The following is a 14,910-nucleotide window of genomic DNA, read 5'->3' as shown; positions in this document are numbered from 1 at the left end:
GATCAAATCCCCTTATATTTGAATTTATAAATAAAATTAATGAAGAAGTTACTTTTAGTATTTGGCCTGATATTGTCGCACTTATCTTTTGCGCAGACCGCAAAAGAAATTATAGATAAAAACATTGAATTGTCCGGAGGATTAACGAATTGGAAACTTATGAATTCAGTGTTGCTTCAGGGAAAAGTAATTTTAGGAATTAAAGATGAGTATCCTATAAAAATTTATCAGCAACGTCCCAATCTTACCAAAACAGTGATTACCACCAACGGAAAAGAAACTGCAATAGAAGGTTTTGACGGTACAAAAGGATATGCAATGAATTATGCTACTAATAAGCTCCAGGAATATCCCGAATATGTTCCGGAAAGTTTTGATAATGATTTTATTGACTGGGAGAATAAAGGTTTTGAAGCCAAATATCTTGGAAAAGAAAAAGTAGGTGAAATTTATTGTCATAAAGTGGAGCTTACTAAAAATGTAAATAAGAATATGTATTATTTTGATACCAAAACTTATATGCTTTTAAAAGAGGTGAAAAAGGAGGAAACGACTGTATATTCCGACTATAAAAAAGTAGGTAATCTTACCATGCCGTTCAGAATTGAATCCTCAAGCCCTAAAAAAGATGGAGACTATGTAATGATATTCAATAGAATTGACATCAACAAAGTTTTCCCGGCTAATATTTTTAAGTTTTAAATTCAATAGCAGTCTGACTGCAAATAAAATTTATAAGAAATGAAAAAGATTTTTTTACTGCTGCTTTCTTTTATGGCATTTTTGCAAAGCTGCACCAATCAAAAAAGTGAAATTTCTCAATCTAAAACCAAAGAACTTATGGGAAAAACAATATATGACTTCAAAGTAGAAGGTATTGACGGTAAGGAAATTAATTTTGCAGATTTTAAAGGCAAGAAAATCCTTATTGTGAATACGGCTTCAGAATGCGGTTTTACTCCACAGTATGCAGATCTGGAAAAAGTATATGAACAATACAAAGATAAATTAGTGATTGTAGGATTTCCGGCTAATAATTTTGGGGGTCAGGAACCCGGAACAAATACTGAAATCGGAGCATTTTGCCAGAAAAATTACGGAGTAACATTCCCATTAGCAGCTAAAGTTTCTGTAAAAGGAGATGACACAGCGCCTATCTTTAAATATTTAACAGAGAAAGAGTTAAATGGAGTAAAGAATACAACCATTCTTTGGAACTTTACCAAATTCTTAATTGATGAAAACGGAAAACTAATCGATACGTTTGTAAGTACGACAAAGCCAACAAGCGAGTCTATTACAAAATATTTAAAATAAAATATTGTAAAAAGAACCCTTCGGCTCCGCTTGGCAAGATCATGATAAATGGTGTGCAGAGCGGAGCCGGATCGTTTTATGAATGATCAATAACTTTCTCTGCAAAACAGAAAATATTTCCCAGCTTTATACTGGAATAACCATTACTTTTTATCTTTGAAGAATTGATCATTGCTTTAGCCAAAATAGCAGTAGGTAAGGGCTTCTGACTCTCCAGTAAACCAAGCTTATTGGCAAATTTTATAATTCGGCTGCCCAGAACCTCTCCGGTTCTTGCGGAATCTTTTCTTTCAAGCATCCCCGGTTTAAAAATAGTAATTTTGTTGAAATGAAGTTGTTTTACAGCTTCTTCAAGCTCTCCTTTCATTTTAGAATAGAAAATTTTAGAATGGGGGTTCGCTCCATAAGCTGAAACTAAAATATAATCTTCCACCTCATTTTCTTTAGCTGCTTTCGCGAATTCGTACTGATAATCAAAATCTACCTTTTTCTGGGCTTCCTTACTTCCCGCATCTTTTAAAGTCGTTCCCAGACAAGAAAATGCTACATCTCCTTTCACCATCTCTTTCCACTCTTCAGGGGTTTCAAAATTGACCACATGTACTTTCAACCTGTCATTCTGAATATCAACAGGTTTTCTTACAAAAATATCCACTTCATCAAAGGCTTTATCGTTGAGTAACTGCTTTACCAGATCTTTTCCTGTGGCACCTGTAGCGCCAATTACCAGAGCTTTCATAATAATTATGATTTTGTGATATTATTTTCTTTCTTAAATGTAGTAAATTTGAATTAAACAGCCAACAGCCAAGAGAACCAAGAATTAAGCTTATTATTAAACATTTTCAACCTTCTATCCCCAACTACAATCTTATGAATGCCAACGAAATTTTAGATTATTGTCTTGCTAAAAAAGCAGTCACAGAAAGCTTTCCTTTTGATAATGAGACACTTGTTTTAAAAGTGGATACAAAAATGTTCCTTTTGATGGGACTTGAAAAGCAGCCATTGGCTATTAATGTAAAAACTGATCCGGAATGGAGTGCAGAACTTCGTGAACAATACCCTCAGATTACCGGAGCCTATCATATGAACAAAACCCACTGGAATTCTGTTTTGGTAGATGGGCTAAAAAGAGATCTGATTTGGAAACTTATTGATCAGTCTTATGATCTGGTATTTAAATCCTTAACAAAAAAAAATCAAAATGAAATTAATGATTCTTTATAAAAAAAGAAATTAAATTTATATAGTTTTTTTAAGGCATAAATTTTGTTGTTAATTTTTTAATAAACACTTAAAAATAATATTAACGAAACAAAATTCAAATGAGAAATACTGTTTTATTATTCATGGCAGCTGGTGCATTAGCTTTATCAAGCTGTAATAAGCAAGAGAAAAAAGATCAGACTGCAATGCCTGCAAGTCCTGAAAATACAGCATCTGAAAGTATTAAAATAGAATTTACGGGAACAGAAAAATTCACGATTAAAAATCCAAAACTTAAAGTGAGTTTATATGGGATAAGTGAAGGTTTACAGGATGCTCCTGCCACATTAATCACCGAAAAGGAATTTGAAGAAAAAACAGTTCCTTTTACCATAGACTTACCAATACCCAAAGATGCAGAAAGCAAGATTACCCCTAAGCCAGCGAATGGTGCAAAATATTATATTGCGACTGAATGGGATTCTGACGGAAACGGAAAAGCGAATGAAAAAGGAGATATCTTTATTGATCATGACAAAGAATTTCCTAATGTGAAATTAAATGCTGAAACTCCTCAGAAAATTTATTTAAAAACATTGAAATAAAACATAAAAAAGGCTATTTAAACAAATAGCCTTTTTTATATCTTAAAAATTATATTCCTCAGTTAATCTTTTATCTTCATCAAGTCTTTCAATTAATTTTTCAAGCCCTTCGAATTTGATTTCATCATGAAGAAAATCTCTGAATTTTACCGTAATTTTTTCATCATAAATATCATCATTAAAATCAAGGATATAGACTTCAACCGTTAATTTTTCTCCATTTACCGTAGGATTAGTCCCAATACTCAGCATTCCTTTATATTGTTTGCCTTTTACTGTTACTTCAACGATATAAGCTCCTTTTTTAGGTAAAAGTTTTATAGACTCCGTATCAATATTGGCCGTAGGGTATCCTATTGTTCTGCCGATTTTCTTTCCGTGAACTACAGTTCCTGAAACGGAGTAGGGATATCCCAACATTTCATTGGCCTCTTTAATACTTCCGGTTAAAAGGGCATTACGGACTTTCGTTGAACTGATATTATTTTCATGAATATTGATGGCTTCCATCTGTTCCACTTCAAAATCCAGTTCTTTGGATAACCTCTGAAGAAGTTCAAAATTTCCGCTTTTATTTTTTCCGAATGAATGATCGTATCCTATAATAAGGTATTTTACATTCAGTTTATCAATCAAAATCTGACGTACAAACTCTTCTCCTGTTAAATTTCTGAATTCTTCATCAAATTCTTTCAGAAAAAGATTATCAATGCCGTATTTTTCAACCAGTTGTTTCTTTTCTTCTTTCGTATTCAGAAGTTTAAGATCTTCATTGGGATTAAATACGAATCTTGGATGTGGCCAAAAAGTAAGAATAGCAGTTTCCAGATTGTTTTCTGTACCTACATTTATCAATTCATCAATGATACTTTTATGCCCTAGATGTACTCCGTCAAACATACCTAAAGATAATGCTAAAGGCTTTTGAGAAGAATAATCTGTAAAATTTTTGAAAACTTTCAAAACGGAAAAATTTTGATTGCAAATATAGAAATAATGTGCCAATGTATCAATACAAGTCTGCAGTATACTTTGTAACTGCAACATTGCTACGTTCATATATCTGTATATACCCTGTGAAATTGATAAATTGGGTGCATGAAGGTTTCTCAAAAAGCATGATAAAAATCTTTTTTTTACCAATTGCGGGTTTATGAAGAATCACTATATTTGCACCAAGAAAAAATTTAGCAATGGCAAACCAAATTAAAGGTAAAATTTCTCAAATTATTGGTCCGGTAATCGACGTTGTCTTCACAGATGTGGAAGCAGTTCCAGCAATCTATGACGCGTTAGAAATTACAAAAGAAAACGGTGAAAAAGTAGTTTTAGAGGTAGAACAACATATTGGCGAAGATACAGTAAGATGTATTGCAATGGACGCTACTGACGGTCTTAAGAGAGGTCAAGATGTAATCGGATACGGAAATCCTATTACAATGCCAATCGGTGAGGCTGTAAACGGAAGACTATTCAACGTTGTTGGTGATGCTATCGACGGACTTCAAGATATTTCTAAGGATGGTGGTCTTCCAATTCACAGACCAGCTCCAAAATTTGATCAATTATCAACTTCAGCAGAAGTTTTATTTACAGGGATTAAAGTAATCGACCTAGTTGAGCCTTATGCAAAAGGAGGTAAAATTGGATTGTTCGGTGGTGCCGGTGTAGGTAAAACAGTATTGATTCAGGAGTTGATTAACAATATTGCAAAAGGGCACGGAGGTCTTTCTGTATTCGCCGGAGTAGGTGAAAGAACGAGAGAAGGAAATGACCTTTTAAGAGAGATGCTGGAATCAGGAATTATCAAGTATGGTGATGATTTCATGCATTCTATGGAAAACGGAGGTTGGGATCTTTCTAAAGTAGATTTAGAAGTAATGAAAGATTCTAAAGCAGCATTCGTTTTCGGACAGATGAACGAGCCGCCAGGTGCAAGAGCTAGAGTAGCCCTTTCAGGTCTTACATTAGCAGAGTACTACAGAGATGGTGGTGAAAGCGGACAAGGTAGAGACGTACTTTTCTTCGTAGACAACATCTTCCGTTTTACACAAGCTGGTTCTGAGGTATCTGCACTTCTTGGTCGTATGCCATCAGCGGTAGGTTACCAACCAACGCTTGCTTCTGAAATGGGAGCTATGCAGGAAAGAATTACTTCAACTAAAAACGGTTCAATTACTTCAGTACAGGCGGTATACGTACCTGCGGATGACTTAACTGACCCTGCTCCTGCAACTACGTTTGCTCACTTGGATGCAACTACGGTACTTGACAGAAAGATTGCTTCATTAGGTATTTACCCAGCAGTAGATCCATTGGCTTCTACTTCAAGAATTCTTGCTCCTGAAGTTATCGGTCACGATCACTATAACTGTGCTCAAAGAGTAAAAGAAATTCTTCAAAGATACAAAGCGCTTCAGGATATCATCGCGATCCTAGGTATGGAAGAACTTTCTGAAGAAGATAAATCAGTAGTTTACCGTGCTAGAAAAGTTCAGAGATTCTTATCTCAGCCTTTCCACGTAGCAGAACAGTTTACAGGTATCCCAGGATCATTGGTAGATATTAAAGATACGATCAAAGGATTCAACATGATTATGGATGGTGAATTAGATCATTTACCAGAAGCTGCTTTCAACTTGAAAGGAACTATCGAGGAAGCTATCGAAGCTGGACAAAAAATGTTAGCTGAAAACGCTTAATAAATTAGACATAAAGATAGAAGATACCAGACATGAGACTTTAAGGTTGTCTGAAATCTGAAATCTGAAATCTTCAAATCTAAATTAAAATGAATATAAAAATTTTAACACCAGAATATGTAGTTTTTGAAGGAGAAGTAAACTCTGTATTATTGCCTGGGAAAAATGGTGAATTTCACATCATGAATAACCACGCAGGAATCGTTTCTTCTTTAGTAGGTGGTAAAGTAAAGCTTTTTGCTAATTCAATTGATGATGCTTTTGCTAAAAACTTTACTAAAGAAAGTGAGAAAGACTCTGTTTTTTCTTACTCTATCAAAAGCGGTGTTGTAGAATTTAATCATAATAAAGGAATTATCCTTTGTGAATAATTAAATGAAAAGCTAAATATATTTTCAAGAAAGTGTAACTTTGTGTTACACTTTTTTATTTTGTAAAAGTTTGATTCTATGAAGAAAAGTATAATTATATTCTTTATAGTTCTGGGGGCTTTCTTTCATGCTCAGAATATCAAAACCAAAAGAGGAATTATCAATTTAGACGGAATTCCGGTGGCTAAACTCTCCAATAAATCCAATGAATATATTTTTATGGATTTAAAGGAAACACCTTTGTATACAATAAAATTTATTGATAAAAGTATTGTTGATTCTGTGAGAGACAGCTACATACTAGTCAATAGAATTTATAACAGGGATAAAATAATAGAGATCGATTATAGTTCACCATCAGCATTTTCAGGTGAAGAAAGATCCGCAGTGTATACTTCCGTTAAGGATTTTAAAATCATTGATAATAAAGGAATCAACGTAAAAAATCTTGATGAACTTTTTTCAAATGCACCTAAAAGGAAGCTTGATTCCAAAACAAAGGAAGCCTATGCTATCAGAAAAAAAATCGATAAACTGAATATTGAAGTCAATAAAGTTGGAGAAATTTTAAGCAATGGGGTTCCGGTTGGATATTTTACCAACCTTCCTGTAAGCTTTGGATCAGAAGATACCATCATAGATAAAACCTTTCTTGATATTGAGATCTATGATGCTAAAAGTAAGTATATTGGTAAATATATTACCACTACAAAACAATTGAAAACTGCTGCCGGAAAGTCTTTTACCATTTACAGGGAAATGTCCGGGAGAGCTTCTATCCTAAAGTTTCCAACCTATAAAGCTATTGCAGAACGAATGGCGATTATGGATCCGAATTTTATCAGGATACAGGAAAAAGTTTCGGTAGGGCCTGTTTCAAAAGATGTTTCCAATTAAAATAATCACCAGAAACGGGCTTTAGCCCGTTGATAATAAATAACCGATATTACAAAATCTACGTTGAAGAATTCAAAAATTGATGAAATTTGAAAATTCCGGAGAAGAAATAGAATTTTTTATAAACTTAAAATTACTCCGTTTTCCTTCAATTGTTGGACCGGTTTTGAGAACCAGAATAACTCAAAATCTTCAAATTTTTCTTCGAACTGATTTTTAAGTTGTTGAACTGTAGTCTTTTTGGTGTTTTCTATGGTGTTTTCCTGCAAAATATTGATTAACCATTCTGCTTTTTCCTGTTCCATTTCAACGGTAACAATATTCGTTTTTAAGTGGAATGTAAGTAAGGTATACGTACCAGAATATTTCTTTTTATTTTTTACGCGATTCTCAGCGATTACATTTTTAGTTAAAAACACAATTTTTGAATTGCCTTTAAAGGTAAACTGATCTTCTTCCAAAAGACAGTCGTGAATATAGTCAGGGTGGATAGCGGTTCTTGGTATTTTGAAATCGAACCACTCCTGAAGAGGAATTTCAAAATTAACTCCATGCATATAATTGAAAAGGGATTTTTTTAACCCAAAGCTGAACTTGTTGTGATCGATTCCTGTTTTATCTTTAAAGTCGACATCGTTGTTAGCAAATAAGATTTCCTGTTTTACCGGTACAACTCCGAAATCTTCAGGACTCATTCCGACCGGTGAGTGAGCAGTCATGGCAAACTGATGCCAGAATCCACTTTGCAAAATTCCCATTTCAAACATTTGACGAACCATCTCCAGAGAGTCTACTGTTTCCTGAACAGTTTGGGTAGGGTAACCATACATCAGATAGGCATGAACCATAATTCCTGCTTCTGTAAAATTTCTTGTTACTTTGGCAACCTGTTCAACTGAAACTCCCTTATCAATTAATTTCAACAAACGATCGCTGGCCACTTCCAGCCCCCCTGAAACAGCAACACATCCGGAAAGTTTTAACAGATAGCATAAATCACGGGTAAAGCTTTTTTCAAAACGGATATTCGTCCACCAGGTAACCACAAGGTTTCTTCTGAGAATTTCGAGTGCAACCTCTCTCATTAATGCAGGTGGAGCGGCTTCGTCTACAAAATGAAAACCGGTTTCACCTGTAGTGTTAATAAGCTCCTCCATTCTGTCGACCAGGATTTTAGCGGAGATCGGTTCATAAATTTTAATATAGTCCAGGGAAATATCACAAAAAGTACATTTTCCCCAATAACATCCGTGAGCCATTGTAAGTTTATTCCATCTTCCGTCGCTCCAGAGACTGTGCATAGGATTGGCAATTTCAATAACGGAAATATACTGATCCAGTTTTAGATCTGTATAATCAGGTGTACCAATATCGACCTGTTTATAGTCGTGTCTTTTAGAATTGTTTTTATAAACAACTTCTTTATTTTCAATTAAAAATGTTCTCTTGAATTCTGGTGTTTCCGTAGTATTTTCCAGACTCTGACAAAGCAGTTCAAGAGGAAGTTCCCCATCATCTAAAGTTATAAAATCAAAAAATTCAAAGACCCTCTGATCTTTGATTTCTCTTAATTCGGTATTAGGAAAACCTCCACCCATGGCAATTTTAATGTGGGGAAAGTTCTTTTTTATGAACTGGGCACATCGGAATGCTGAGTATAAATTTCCTGGGAAAGGAATGGAAAAACAAACCAGCTTAGGCTGAATTTTTTTTAACTTTTCCTGAAGGATTTTCAGCGTAAACTCATCAATAAATGTTTGATAATCCGCAAGTTTTAAGTAGAGTTCATCAAACGAATTGGCACTTTTCCCAAGACGTTCTGCATATCGGCTGAATCCAAAATCAGGATCGATATTCTCAACAATATAATCCGAGATATCTTCCAGATATAAAGTAGCCAGATGTTTGGCTTTGTCCTGTAATCCCATATTTCCGAAAGCGAATTCCATATCATCCAACTGGTTGAAACGGGAAGCTTCCGGAAGAAAATTCATACTGCAGATCTGTCTTGCCAATGTTGGCGTTTTACCTTGTAAAAAAGGAATAACCTGGTCAATGGTTTTGAGGTACTCATCTCTGAGTGCAAAAATCCTCTGGGTATTTTCAGAGGTATTCTGAAGATCAATTTCTTTGCTGAAAACTTTTTGAAGTCCACCTCTTGAAAACAATTCCAATATAACATCAATTCCAAGATCAACCTGATAACTGGAAATATTTTTGGTATTCAGGAACCCTTTAATATAAGCTGTCGCAGGATAAGGAGTATTGAGTTGGGTAAAAGGCGGAGTAATAAGAAGCAGGTCTTTCAACAGAAATTTTTTGCAAAGTTATTCCAAAGTTTTTTCAGAAAAAAATTTTTTGTCGTGATTATGAGCAGTGAAGAGGTGCTTTGAAATAATGATGGAGTATAGGAACATTTATGCAATCAGTATCATGAGTATTTGAAAGTCTGTATTTCCATTTTTTTTATATATTGTATTATAGATTTTCTATTGTCATCCTTGAAAATTAAAATAAAACACAATTTATAAGCAATGTCTAAAAAAACGACTTCACTGATCAACTATTTTAAAAGTTTCATCCCTCTTTCAAAAGAAGAAATTGAAGTATTGAATGAAAGAATTACAGAAAGGAGAATTAAACGGAAGCAGTTTATTCTGCAAGAGAATGAGATATGCCGTTATTATACATTTATAGTTTCAGGATGTTTCAAAATGTACAGTACAGATGATCACGGGGAAGAGCATAACCTTCAGTTTGCTTCAGAAAATGATTGGATTGTAGATATAGACAGCTTTCATAATAAAAAATCCAGTAAGCTATTTATCGCTGCTTTAGAAAATTCTATTGTATTACAAATTGAAAAAGATGATCTTTGGTATCTTTATACCTATTATCCGAAGTTTGGCAGAAACTTTAGAGTGATTATCGAAAATAAATTCATTGAGCTTCAAAATAGAGTATTGCAGAATATAAGTGCAACCGGAGATGAAAAATATGAGTTTTTTCTCAGACAATATCCTCAGTTGGCCAACCGCCTCTCTAATGTAGATATTGCTTCTTATCTCGGAATAACCCCCCAATTCCTTAGTAAAATAAGGCAAAAAAGGATAAAAGGCTAATCACTTATTTACGTTAGCATTAAATTAGTTTAATCATTTATCTTACCAAATGTCAACATGATTTCTTAAACTAGTTTACCGTTTTTCCATGATATTTTCAGGTAACTTTAGCTTAAATAAATATCAAAAAAAATAAAAGAAATGGAAACATTGAAAAAAGTGGCTGTTATTGGCCTTGGAAATATCGGTAAGGTAATAGCTGATGATTTAGTAAAGAATAATCAACATGTGATTGTTGCAACAAGAAATAATGAAGAAGCCAGTCAGTTTGCAGAACAATCTGCAGGATTAGCCCAGAACATGAAGATCGATCAGGCGATCAAGGATGCAGATATCGTTATCCCGGCAATAGGGTTTGGTGCTTTCAAAGACTTCTTTAATGACTATGGTGAAATACTGAATGGAAAAATTATCATTGATGTTTCAAACCCCATCACTCCGGATGGAAACGGAGGATTTAAAAAAATTATTGGTGAAAAGGAATCTGCGGGAGAACTGAACAAAGTCATTTTACCTGAGGGGGCTAAATTGGTAAAGGCTTTTGGAACTCTTAGTGCGGGAAGTCTTTCGGGAGCTTCAAACAGAAGTCCTGAAAAAGCAGTATTATTTTATGCATCTGATGACTCATCAATCAATCACGATATTGAGAATCTTATTAAAGGTGCAGGATTTGATCCTTTAAAGGTAGGTGGAATTGATCAGTCAATAAGAATTGAAGTTTTTGGGGATTTACATGAGTTGGGCGCATTGGGTAAAACGGTGAATCTTTCAGAGGCTCAATCAAAAATTTAGAATAATCATTATTAATTATCTGATATTAAAACTAAATGCCGGACTATTCAACGGTTCGGCATTTATATAATTTAAAAGGTGAAATTTTTAGATAAGATTGGCATTTTTTTGATTTCCAATGACATTAAGGGTTACTCCAAGAAGGATCAATGTAATTCCGATAGACAAATTGGTGGTGAATTTTTCATGAAACATCAACACACTCACCATCACAGCCACTACAGGTTCCAACGCTCCTAAAATAGCAACCGGAGTAGAACCAATACTTTTAATAGCATATACCAAACATAAACTGGAAATAACGGTCGTAAGGAAAGCAAAGATGAGAAAATTAAAAAAGATAGTTGTTGAAGGAATTGCAAACGACTGATTTCCTATCATTGATTTTGTCATAAAAAACAACGAAGTAAAAAGCATAGAGTAGAAGGTAAGCTTGAACCCTGAAACTTTAAGCTTCGATTTGTTGACAATCACCATGTAAAGAGCATAAAACAGAGCGCTAAGCATCACAATTCCCAATCCTGCAAAATTGATTTCAAAACCACTTTCTTTCAGACATAAAACAATAACCCCTGCAAAAGCAAAAAATAGTGAAATAATAGACAATTTGGTGAGTTTCTCTTTATAAAAGAAAAACATAATCAACGCTACGATCACCGGATAAATGAATAGAACTGTAGAAGCAATTCCCGGAGTGAGAAAATCATATCCTATAAACAGAAATTCAGATGAAAGCGCATAACATATTCCAAGAATGGCTAGTATTAGAGCTTCCTTTTTATTGATTCTGAAATTTTGTTTAGAATAGATGAGATAGGCTCCTACCATTAATGCTGAAAAGAAAAACCTGTAAAACAGGGTAATATCCATTGAAAAATGTGCCTGCTTGATCGGCAGGATAAAGATCGGAATCAATCCGTATGAAACTGCCGACAAAACGCCCAACAAATAACCTCTAAGTTTCATTTGCTTTTAATAGTTTATAGTTTTTAAAACAAAAAACCACTGAATCAATCAGTGGTTTTTTTATTTTGTTAAAGATTAAATCGGCTTAAAGCTTAATCCCTGTTCCTGCAGTAATAATTGTTCCTGCTCTTTATAGTAACCACTTACTAGTTTATCATGAATGGCTTCAAATGCGGCCAGAGTTTCATTAATCTCTGAATCTGTATGAGAAGCGGTAGGAATTAATCTTAAAAGAATCATTCCTTTTGGAATGACCGGATAGACTACTACTGAGGTAAAGATTCCGTAATTTTCTCTCAAATCTTTTACAAGAAGAGTAGCTTCTACAGGTGTTCCCTGCATCATTACAGGTGTTACACAGGTATTGGTATCACCAATATTGAATCCTCTTTCTTTTAGCCCATTCTGTAATTTAGCTACATTTTCCCAAAGTTTGGCTTTAATTTCCGGTCTTGATCTCAATAGCTCCAGTCTTTTTAATCCTCCAATAACCATTGGCATTGTTAAGGATTTCGCGAAGATTTGCGATCTAAGGTTGAATTTCAGATACCTGATGATCTCTTTATCTCCTGCAAGGAATGCTCCGAAACCTGCCATTGATTTAGCAAAAGTAGAGAAATATACATCAATCTGATCAGTACAGTCCTGTTCTTCACCTACTCCGGCGCCTGTTTTACCAAGAGTTCCGAAACCATGTGCATCATCTACCAGAAGTCTGAAACTGTATTTGGATTTAAGGTCACAAATTTCTTTGATTTTACCTTGTTGTCCTCTCATTCCGAAAACCCCTTCAGTAATCACCAAGATACCGCCTCCGGTTTCTTCGGCTACTTTAGTTGCTCTCTGAAGGTTTTTTTCAAGACTTTCCATATCATTATGTCTGTAGGTAAATCTCTTACCGGAATGAAGCCTCACTCCATCCACGATACAGGCATGAGAATCTACATCATATACGATGACATCATTTCTGCTTACCAGAGCATCAATCGTAGATACCATTCCCTGGTAACCGAAGTTTAATAAATATGCTGATTCTTTTTGTACGAAATCTGCCAATTCTTTTTCCAGCTGAAGATGCTGATCTGTCTCACCAGACATCGCTCTTGCTCCCATCGGATAGAACATTCCATATTCTGCAGCCGCTTTTGCATCCGCTTCCTTTACTTCAGGATGATTACACAATCCTAAATAGTCATTGGCACTCCAGAAAATTACTTCTCTACCCTGAAACTGCATTCTTGGACCAATCGGGCCCTCTAATCTTGGGAAAATAAAATATCCTTCTCCATAATCTGCAAATTGTCCAAGTGGTCCTGGATTTTCTTTTATTCTTTCAAAAATATCCAACATTGTATCGTAATTTTAAGTAAAAAAGCCTTTTTTGTAGAACACGCAAAAGGCTTGATTTATATTGTGATTTATATTATTATTTGATAAATTCTGTCTTAAAAACTTCATCATAATTGTGAACACAATTATTGACAAAACCTTGCTCTGCCATCCATTTATCACTATATACCTTAGTGATATATCTTGAGCCGTGGTCAGGGTAGATTAAAACAATAACATCATCTTTAGTGAATTCATGAGACTGTGCATACTGAATAAGCCCCTGAGTGACTGCTCCGGTAGTGTAGCCTCCCATAATAGCTTCTTTCAAAGCAATCTCACGGGTTCTGTAAGCAGACATTTCATCATTTACTCTTACAAACTCATCTACTTTATCAAAAAGAAGCGCTGCAGGAATTAAATTTTTTCCCATTCCTTCAATCTGATAAGGATGAACATCTTCTTTATGAATTTCTCCTGTTTCGTGGTAGCTTTTCAATATAGATCCATCTGCATCTACACCAATAATCTTAATATCAGGATTTTTTTCTTTTAAAAATTTGGCAGAACCTGAAAGCGTTCCTCCCGTTCCTGTACAGGCAAAAAGGTGAGTGATCTTACCTTCTGTCTGTTCCCATATTTCCGGACCGGTAGACTGATAATGGGCATCAATATTCAGCTCATTAAAATACTGGTTGATATAAATAGAATTAGGGGTTTCCAATGCGATTCTCTTAGCTACTTCATAATATGATCTCGGATCATCTGCAGGTACATTGGCTGGACAAATATATACAGTGGCACCTAAGGCCTTTAAATAAGCGATTTTTTCCGGTTTGGTTTTGTCGCTTACTGCAAGAATACACTTATATCCTTTAATAATGCAGACCATGGCAATAGAAAATCCTGTATTTCCGGAAGTCGTTTCTACAACTACAGAATCCTCTTTTAATAAACCTTTTTTCTCTGCATTTTCTATAATATGAAGTGCGATTCTATCTTTGGTGGAATGTCCAGGATTATATGATTCTAACTTGGCATAAACGGTTGCTGGAATATCTTTTGTGACAGTATTTAGCTTCACCATAGGAGTGTGTCCTATTAGGCCAAGGATATTATCGTAAACATTACTCATTACTTGTTATTTTCAATAAAAATCTGACTGCAAAAATACAAAAAAATAAATAATTCCTAAACTTTTGTTTGATTTCTAGGACCTCTTCCTGGAAAATTATTTTTCTTGCTTACAGTTTTAACAGAAGTATAGTCGCAAATACTACGCCAATTTTTTAAATTTTGTTAAAAACAATATAAAATAATATAAAAGCCTTATTTTCGCATAATTGATTTAATACTATGAAAAATTGGACTTTTAGGCAATGGAACACCGTTTCAGGATGGGTGATTTTCGTCATTGCGTTTTTTACGTACTTGTCCACAATAGAACCCAATTTCAGTTTCTGGGATTGTGGAGAGTACATTTCCTCTGCCGTAAAACTTGAAGTAACGCATGCTCCGGGAGCAGCTTTGTTTCAGATCGTAGGGGCTGTAGCTGCTATGTTTGCATTGGGGAAAGGCGAAAATTATTCGATCGTGATTA

At 34.6% G+C, this 14,910-nt stretch carries 16 protein-coding genes; 10 read left to right on the top strand and 6 right to left on the bottom strand.

Annotated features, from left to right (window positions below; translation table 11 throughout):
• Window positions 1-39: 39 nt before the first annotated feature.
• Together JO178_RS14810 and JO178_RS14805 are read left to right on the top strand one after the other, a co-directional pair.
• Window positions 40-702, top strand: coding sequence for a histidine kinase (locus tag JO178_RS14810; protein ID WP_291937521.1), 663 nt, complete (start codon window positions 40-42; stop codon window positions 700-702).
• 39 nt (window positions 703-741) lie between these two features.
• Window positions 742-1,317, top strand: coding sequence for a glutathione peroxidase (locus JO178_RS14805; RefSeq protein WP_291937517.1), 576 nt, complete (start codon window positions 742-744; stop codon window positions 1,315-1,317).
• Window positions 1,318-1,393: 76 nt separating this feature from the next.
• On the opposite strand, the gene JO178_RS14800 is transcribed toward JO178_RS14805, so the two are convergent.
• Window positions 1,394-2,056: an NAD(P)H-binding protein gene (locus JO178_RS14800; protein WP_291937512.1), complete on the bottom strand. Its 663-nt coding sequence runs from the start codon at window positions 2,054-2,056 to the stop codon at window positions 1,394-1,396.
• Between the two features lie 134 nt (window positions 2,057-2,190).
• Between JO178_RS14800 and JO178_RS14795 the strand changes: the two genes are divergently transcribed.
• Complete coding sequence (locus JO178_RS14795) at window positions 2,191-2,547, top strand: MmcQ/YjbR family DNA-binding protein (protein WP_291937509.1); 357 nt, start codon at window positions 2,191-2,193, stop codon at window positions 2,545-2,547.
• 98 nt (window positions 2,548-2,645) lie between these two features.
• Window positions 2,646-3,131, top strand: coding sequence for a hypothetical protein (locus tag JO178_RS14790; protein ID WP_291937506.1), 486 nt, complete (start codon window positions 2,646-2,648; stop codon window positions 3,129-3,131).
• A 42-nt stretch (window positions 3,132-3,173) separates the two neighbouring features.
• Here the strand turns inward: JO178_RS14790 and JO178_RS14785 are convergent, their stop codons facing one another.
• Window positions 3,174-4,094 carry a bifunctional riboflavin kinase/FAD synthetase gene (locus JO178_RS14785; protein WP_291937503.1) on the bottom strand — a complete coding sequence of 307 codons (921 nt, stop codon included), beginning with the start codon at window positions 4,092-4,094 and terminating at the stop codon, window positions 3,174-3,176.
• 230 nt (window positions 4,095-4,324) lie between these two features.
• Here JO178_RS14785 and atpD point away from each other — a divergent pair, with 230 nt between their 5' ends.
• From atpD to JO178_RS14770, 3 genes are all read left to right on the top strand, one after another.
• A complete protein-coding gene (gene atpD, locus JO178_RS14780) occupies window positions 4,325-5,833 on the top strand; it encodes a F0F1 ATP synthase subunit beta (RefSeq protein ID WP_291937501.1) in 1,509 nt (502 codons plus the stop codon).
• Window positions 5,834-5,922: 89 nt separating this feature from the next.
• Window positions 5,923-6,204, top strand: coding sequence for a F0F1 ATP synthase subunit epsilon (locus JO178_RS14775; RefSeq protein WP_291937498.1), 282 nt, complete (start codon window positions 5,923-5,925; stop codon window positions 6,202-6,204).
• A 78-nt stretch (window positions 6,205-6,282) separates the two neighbouring features.
• Window positions 6,283-7,101, top strand: coding sequence for a hypothetical protein (locus tag JO178_RS14770; protein ID WP_291937495.1), 819 nt, complete (start codon window positions 6,283-6,285; stop codon window positions 7,099-7,101).
• A gap of 119 nt (window positions 7,102-7,220) precedes the next feature.
• On the opposite strand, the gene JO178_RS14765 is transcribed toward JO178_RS14770, so the two are convergent.
• Entirely contained in the window at window positions 7,221-9,410 is a 2,190-nt protein-coding gene (locus JO178_RS14765) for a radical SAM protein (RefSeq protein WP_291937492.1), read from the bottom strand.
• Between the two features lie 225 nt (window positions 9,411-9,635).
• On the opposite strand from JO178_RS14765, the gene JO178_RS14760 reads away from it, so the two are divergent.
• Both JO178_RS14760 and JO178_RS14755 read left to right on the top strand, forming a co-directional pair.
• Window positions 9,636-10,223, top strand: a complete 588-nt coding sequence (locus JO178_RS14760) for a Crp/Fnr family transcriptional regulator (protein WP_291937491.1) — start codon at window positions 9,636-9,638, stop codon at window positions 10,221-10,223.
• A 141-nt stretch (window positions 10,224-10,364) separates the two neighbouring features.
• On the top strand, window positions 10,365-11,015 hold the full coding sequence (locus JO178_RS14755; protein ID WP_291937487.1) for an NAD(P)-binding domain-containing protein: 651 nt from the start codon (window positions 10,365-10,367) through the stop codon (window positions 11,013-11,015).
• 87 nt (window positions 11,016-11,102) lie between these two features.
• Here the strand turns inward: JO178_RS14755 and JO178_RS14750 are convergent, their stop codons facing one another.
• From JO178_RS14750 to JO178_RS14740, 3 genes are all read right to left on the bottom strand, one after another.
• Complete coding sequence (locus tag JO178_RS14750) at window positions 11,103-11,981, bottom strand: DMT family transporter (RefSeq protein ID WP_291937483.1); 879 nt, start codon at window positions 11,979-11,981, stop codon at window positions 11,103-11,105.
• A 75-nt stretch (window positions 11,982-12,056) separates the two neighbouring features.
• Window positions 12,057-13,328 (bottom strand): aminotransferase class I/II-fold pyridoxal phosphate-dependent enzyme, encoded by a 1,272-nt coding sequence (locus tag JO178_RS14745; protein ID WP_291937933.1) that lies wholly within the window; start codon window positions 13,326-13,328, stop codon window positions 12,057-12,059.
• A 79-nt stretch (window positions 13,329-13,407) separates the two neighbouring features.
• Window positions 13,408-14,445 carry a cysteine synthase family protein gene (locus tag JO178_RS14740; RefSeq protein ID WP_291937480.1) on the bottom strand — a complete coding sequence of 346 codons (1,038 nt, stop codon included), beginning with the start codon at window positions 14,443-14,445 and terminating at the stop codon, window positions 13,408-13,410.
• Window positions 14,446-14,666: 221 nt separating this feature from the next.
• Between JO178_RS14740 and JO178_RS14735 the strand changes: the two genes are divergently transcribed.
• A partial coding sequence (locus JO178_RS14735; protein WP_291937477.1) for a DUF2723 domain-containing protein occupies window positions 14,667-14,910 on the top strand: 244 nt, incomplete at its 3' end.

Source organism: Chryseobacterium sp. (assembly GCF_019236175.1).
In the GTDB taxonomy this organism is placed as follows: Bacteria; Bacteroidota; Bacteroidia; order Flavobacteriales; family Weeksellaceae; genus Chryseobacterium.
This window is presented reverse-complemented; position numbering and strand designations above follow the sequence as displayed.

Excerpts from the sequence above, each read along its gene's own strand:
- JO178_RS14810 (WP_291937521.1), top strand. The coding sequence starts at position 40 with ATGAAGAAGTTACTTTTAGTATTTGGCCTGATATTGTCGCACTTATCT.
- JO178_RS14805 (WP_291937517.1), top strand. The coding sequence starts at position 742 with ATGAAAAAGATTTTTTTACTGCTGCTTTCTTTTATGGCATTTTTGCAA.
- JO178_RS14800 (WP_291937512.1), bottom strand. The coding sequence starts at position 2,056 with ATGAAAGCTCTGGTAATTGGCGCTACAGGTGCCACAGGAAAAGATCTG.
- JO178_RS14795 (WP_291937509.1), top strand. The coding sequence starts at position 2,191 with ATGAATGCCAACGAAATTTTAGATTATTGTCTTGCTAAAAAAGCAGTC.
- JO178_RS14790 (WP_291937506.1), top strand. The coding sequence starts at position 2,646 with ATGAGAAATACTGTTTTATTATTCATGGCAGCTGGTGCATTAGCTTTA.
- atpD (WP_291937501.1), top strand. The coding sequence starts at position 4,325 with ATGGCAAACCAAATTAAAGGTAAAATTTCTCAAATTATTGGTCCGGTA.
- JO178_RS14775 (WP_291937498.1), top strand. The coding sequence starts at position 5,923 with ATGAATATAAAAATTTTAACACCAGAATATGTAGTTTTTGAAGGAGAA.
- JO178_RS14770 (WP_291937495.1), top strand. The coding sequence starts at position 6,283 with ATGAAGAAAAGTATAATTATATTCTTTATAGTTCTGGGGGCTTTCTTT.
- JO178_RS14760 (WP_291937491.1), top strand. The coding sequence starts at position 9,636 with ATGTCTAAAAAAACGACTTCACTGATCAACTATTTTAAAAGTTTCATC.
- JO178_RS14755 (WP_291937487.1), top strand. The coding sequence starts at position 10,365 with ATGGAAACATTGAAAAAAGTGGCTGTTATTGGCCTTGGAAATATCGGT.
- JO178_RS14750 (WP_291937483.1), bottom strand. The coding sequence starts at position 11,981 with ATGAAACTTAGAGGTTATTTGTTGGGCGTTTTGTCGGCAGTTTCATAC.
- JO178_RS14740 (WP_291937480.1), bottom strand. The coding sequence starts at position 14,445 with ATGAGTAATGTTTACGATAATATCCTTGGCCTAATAGGACACACTCCT.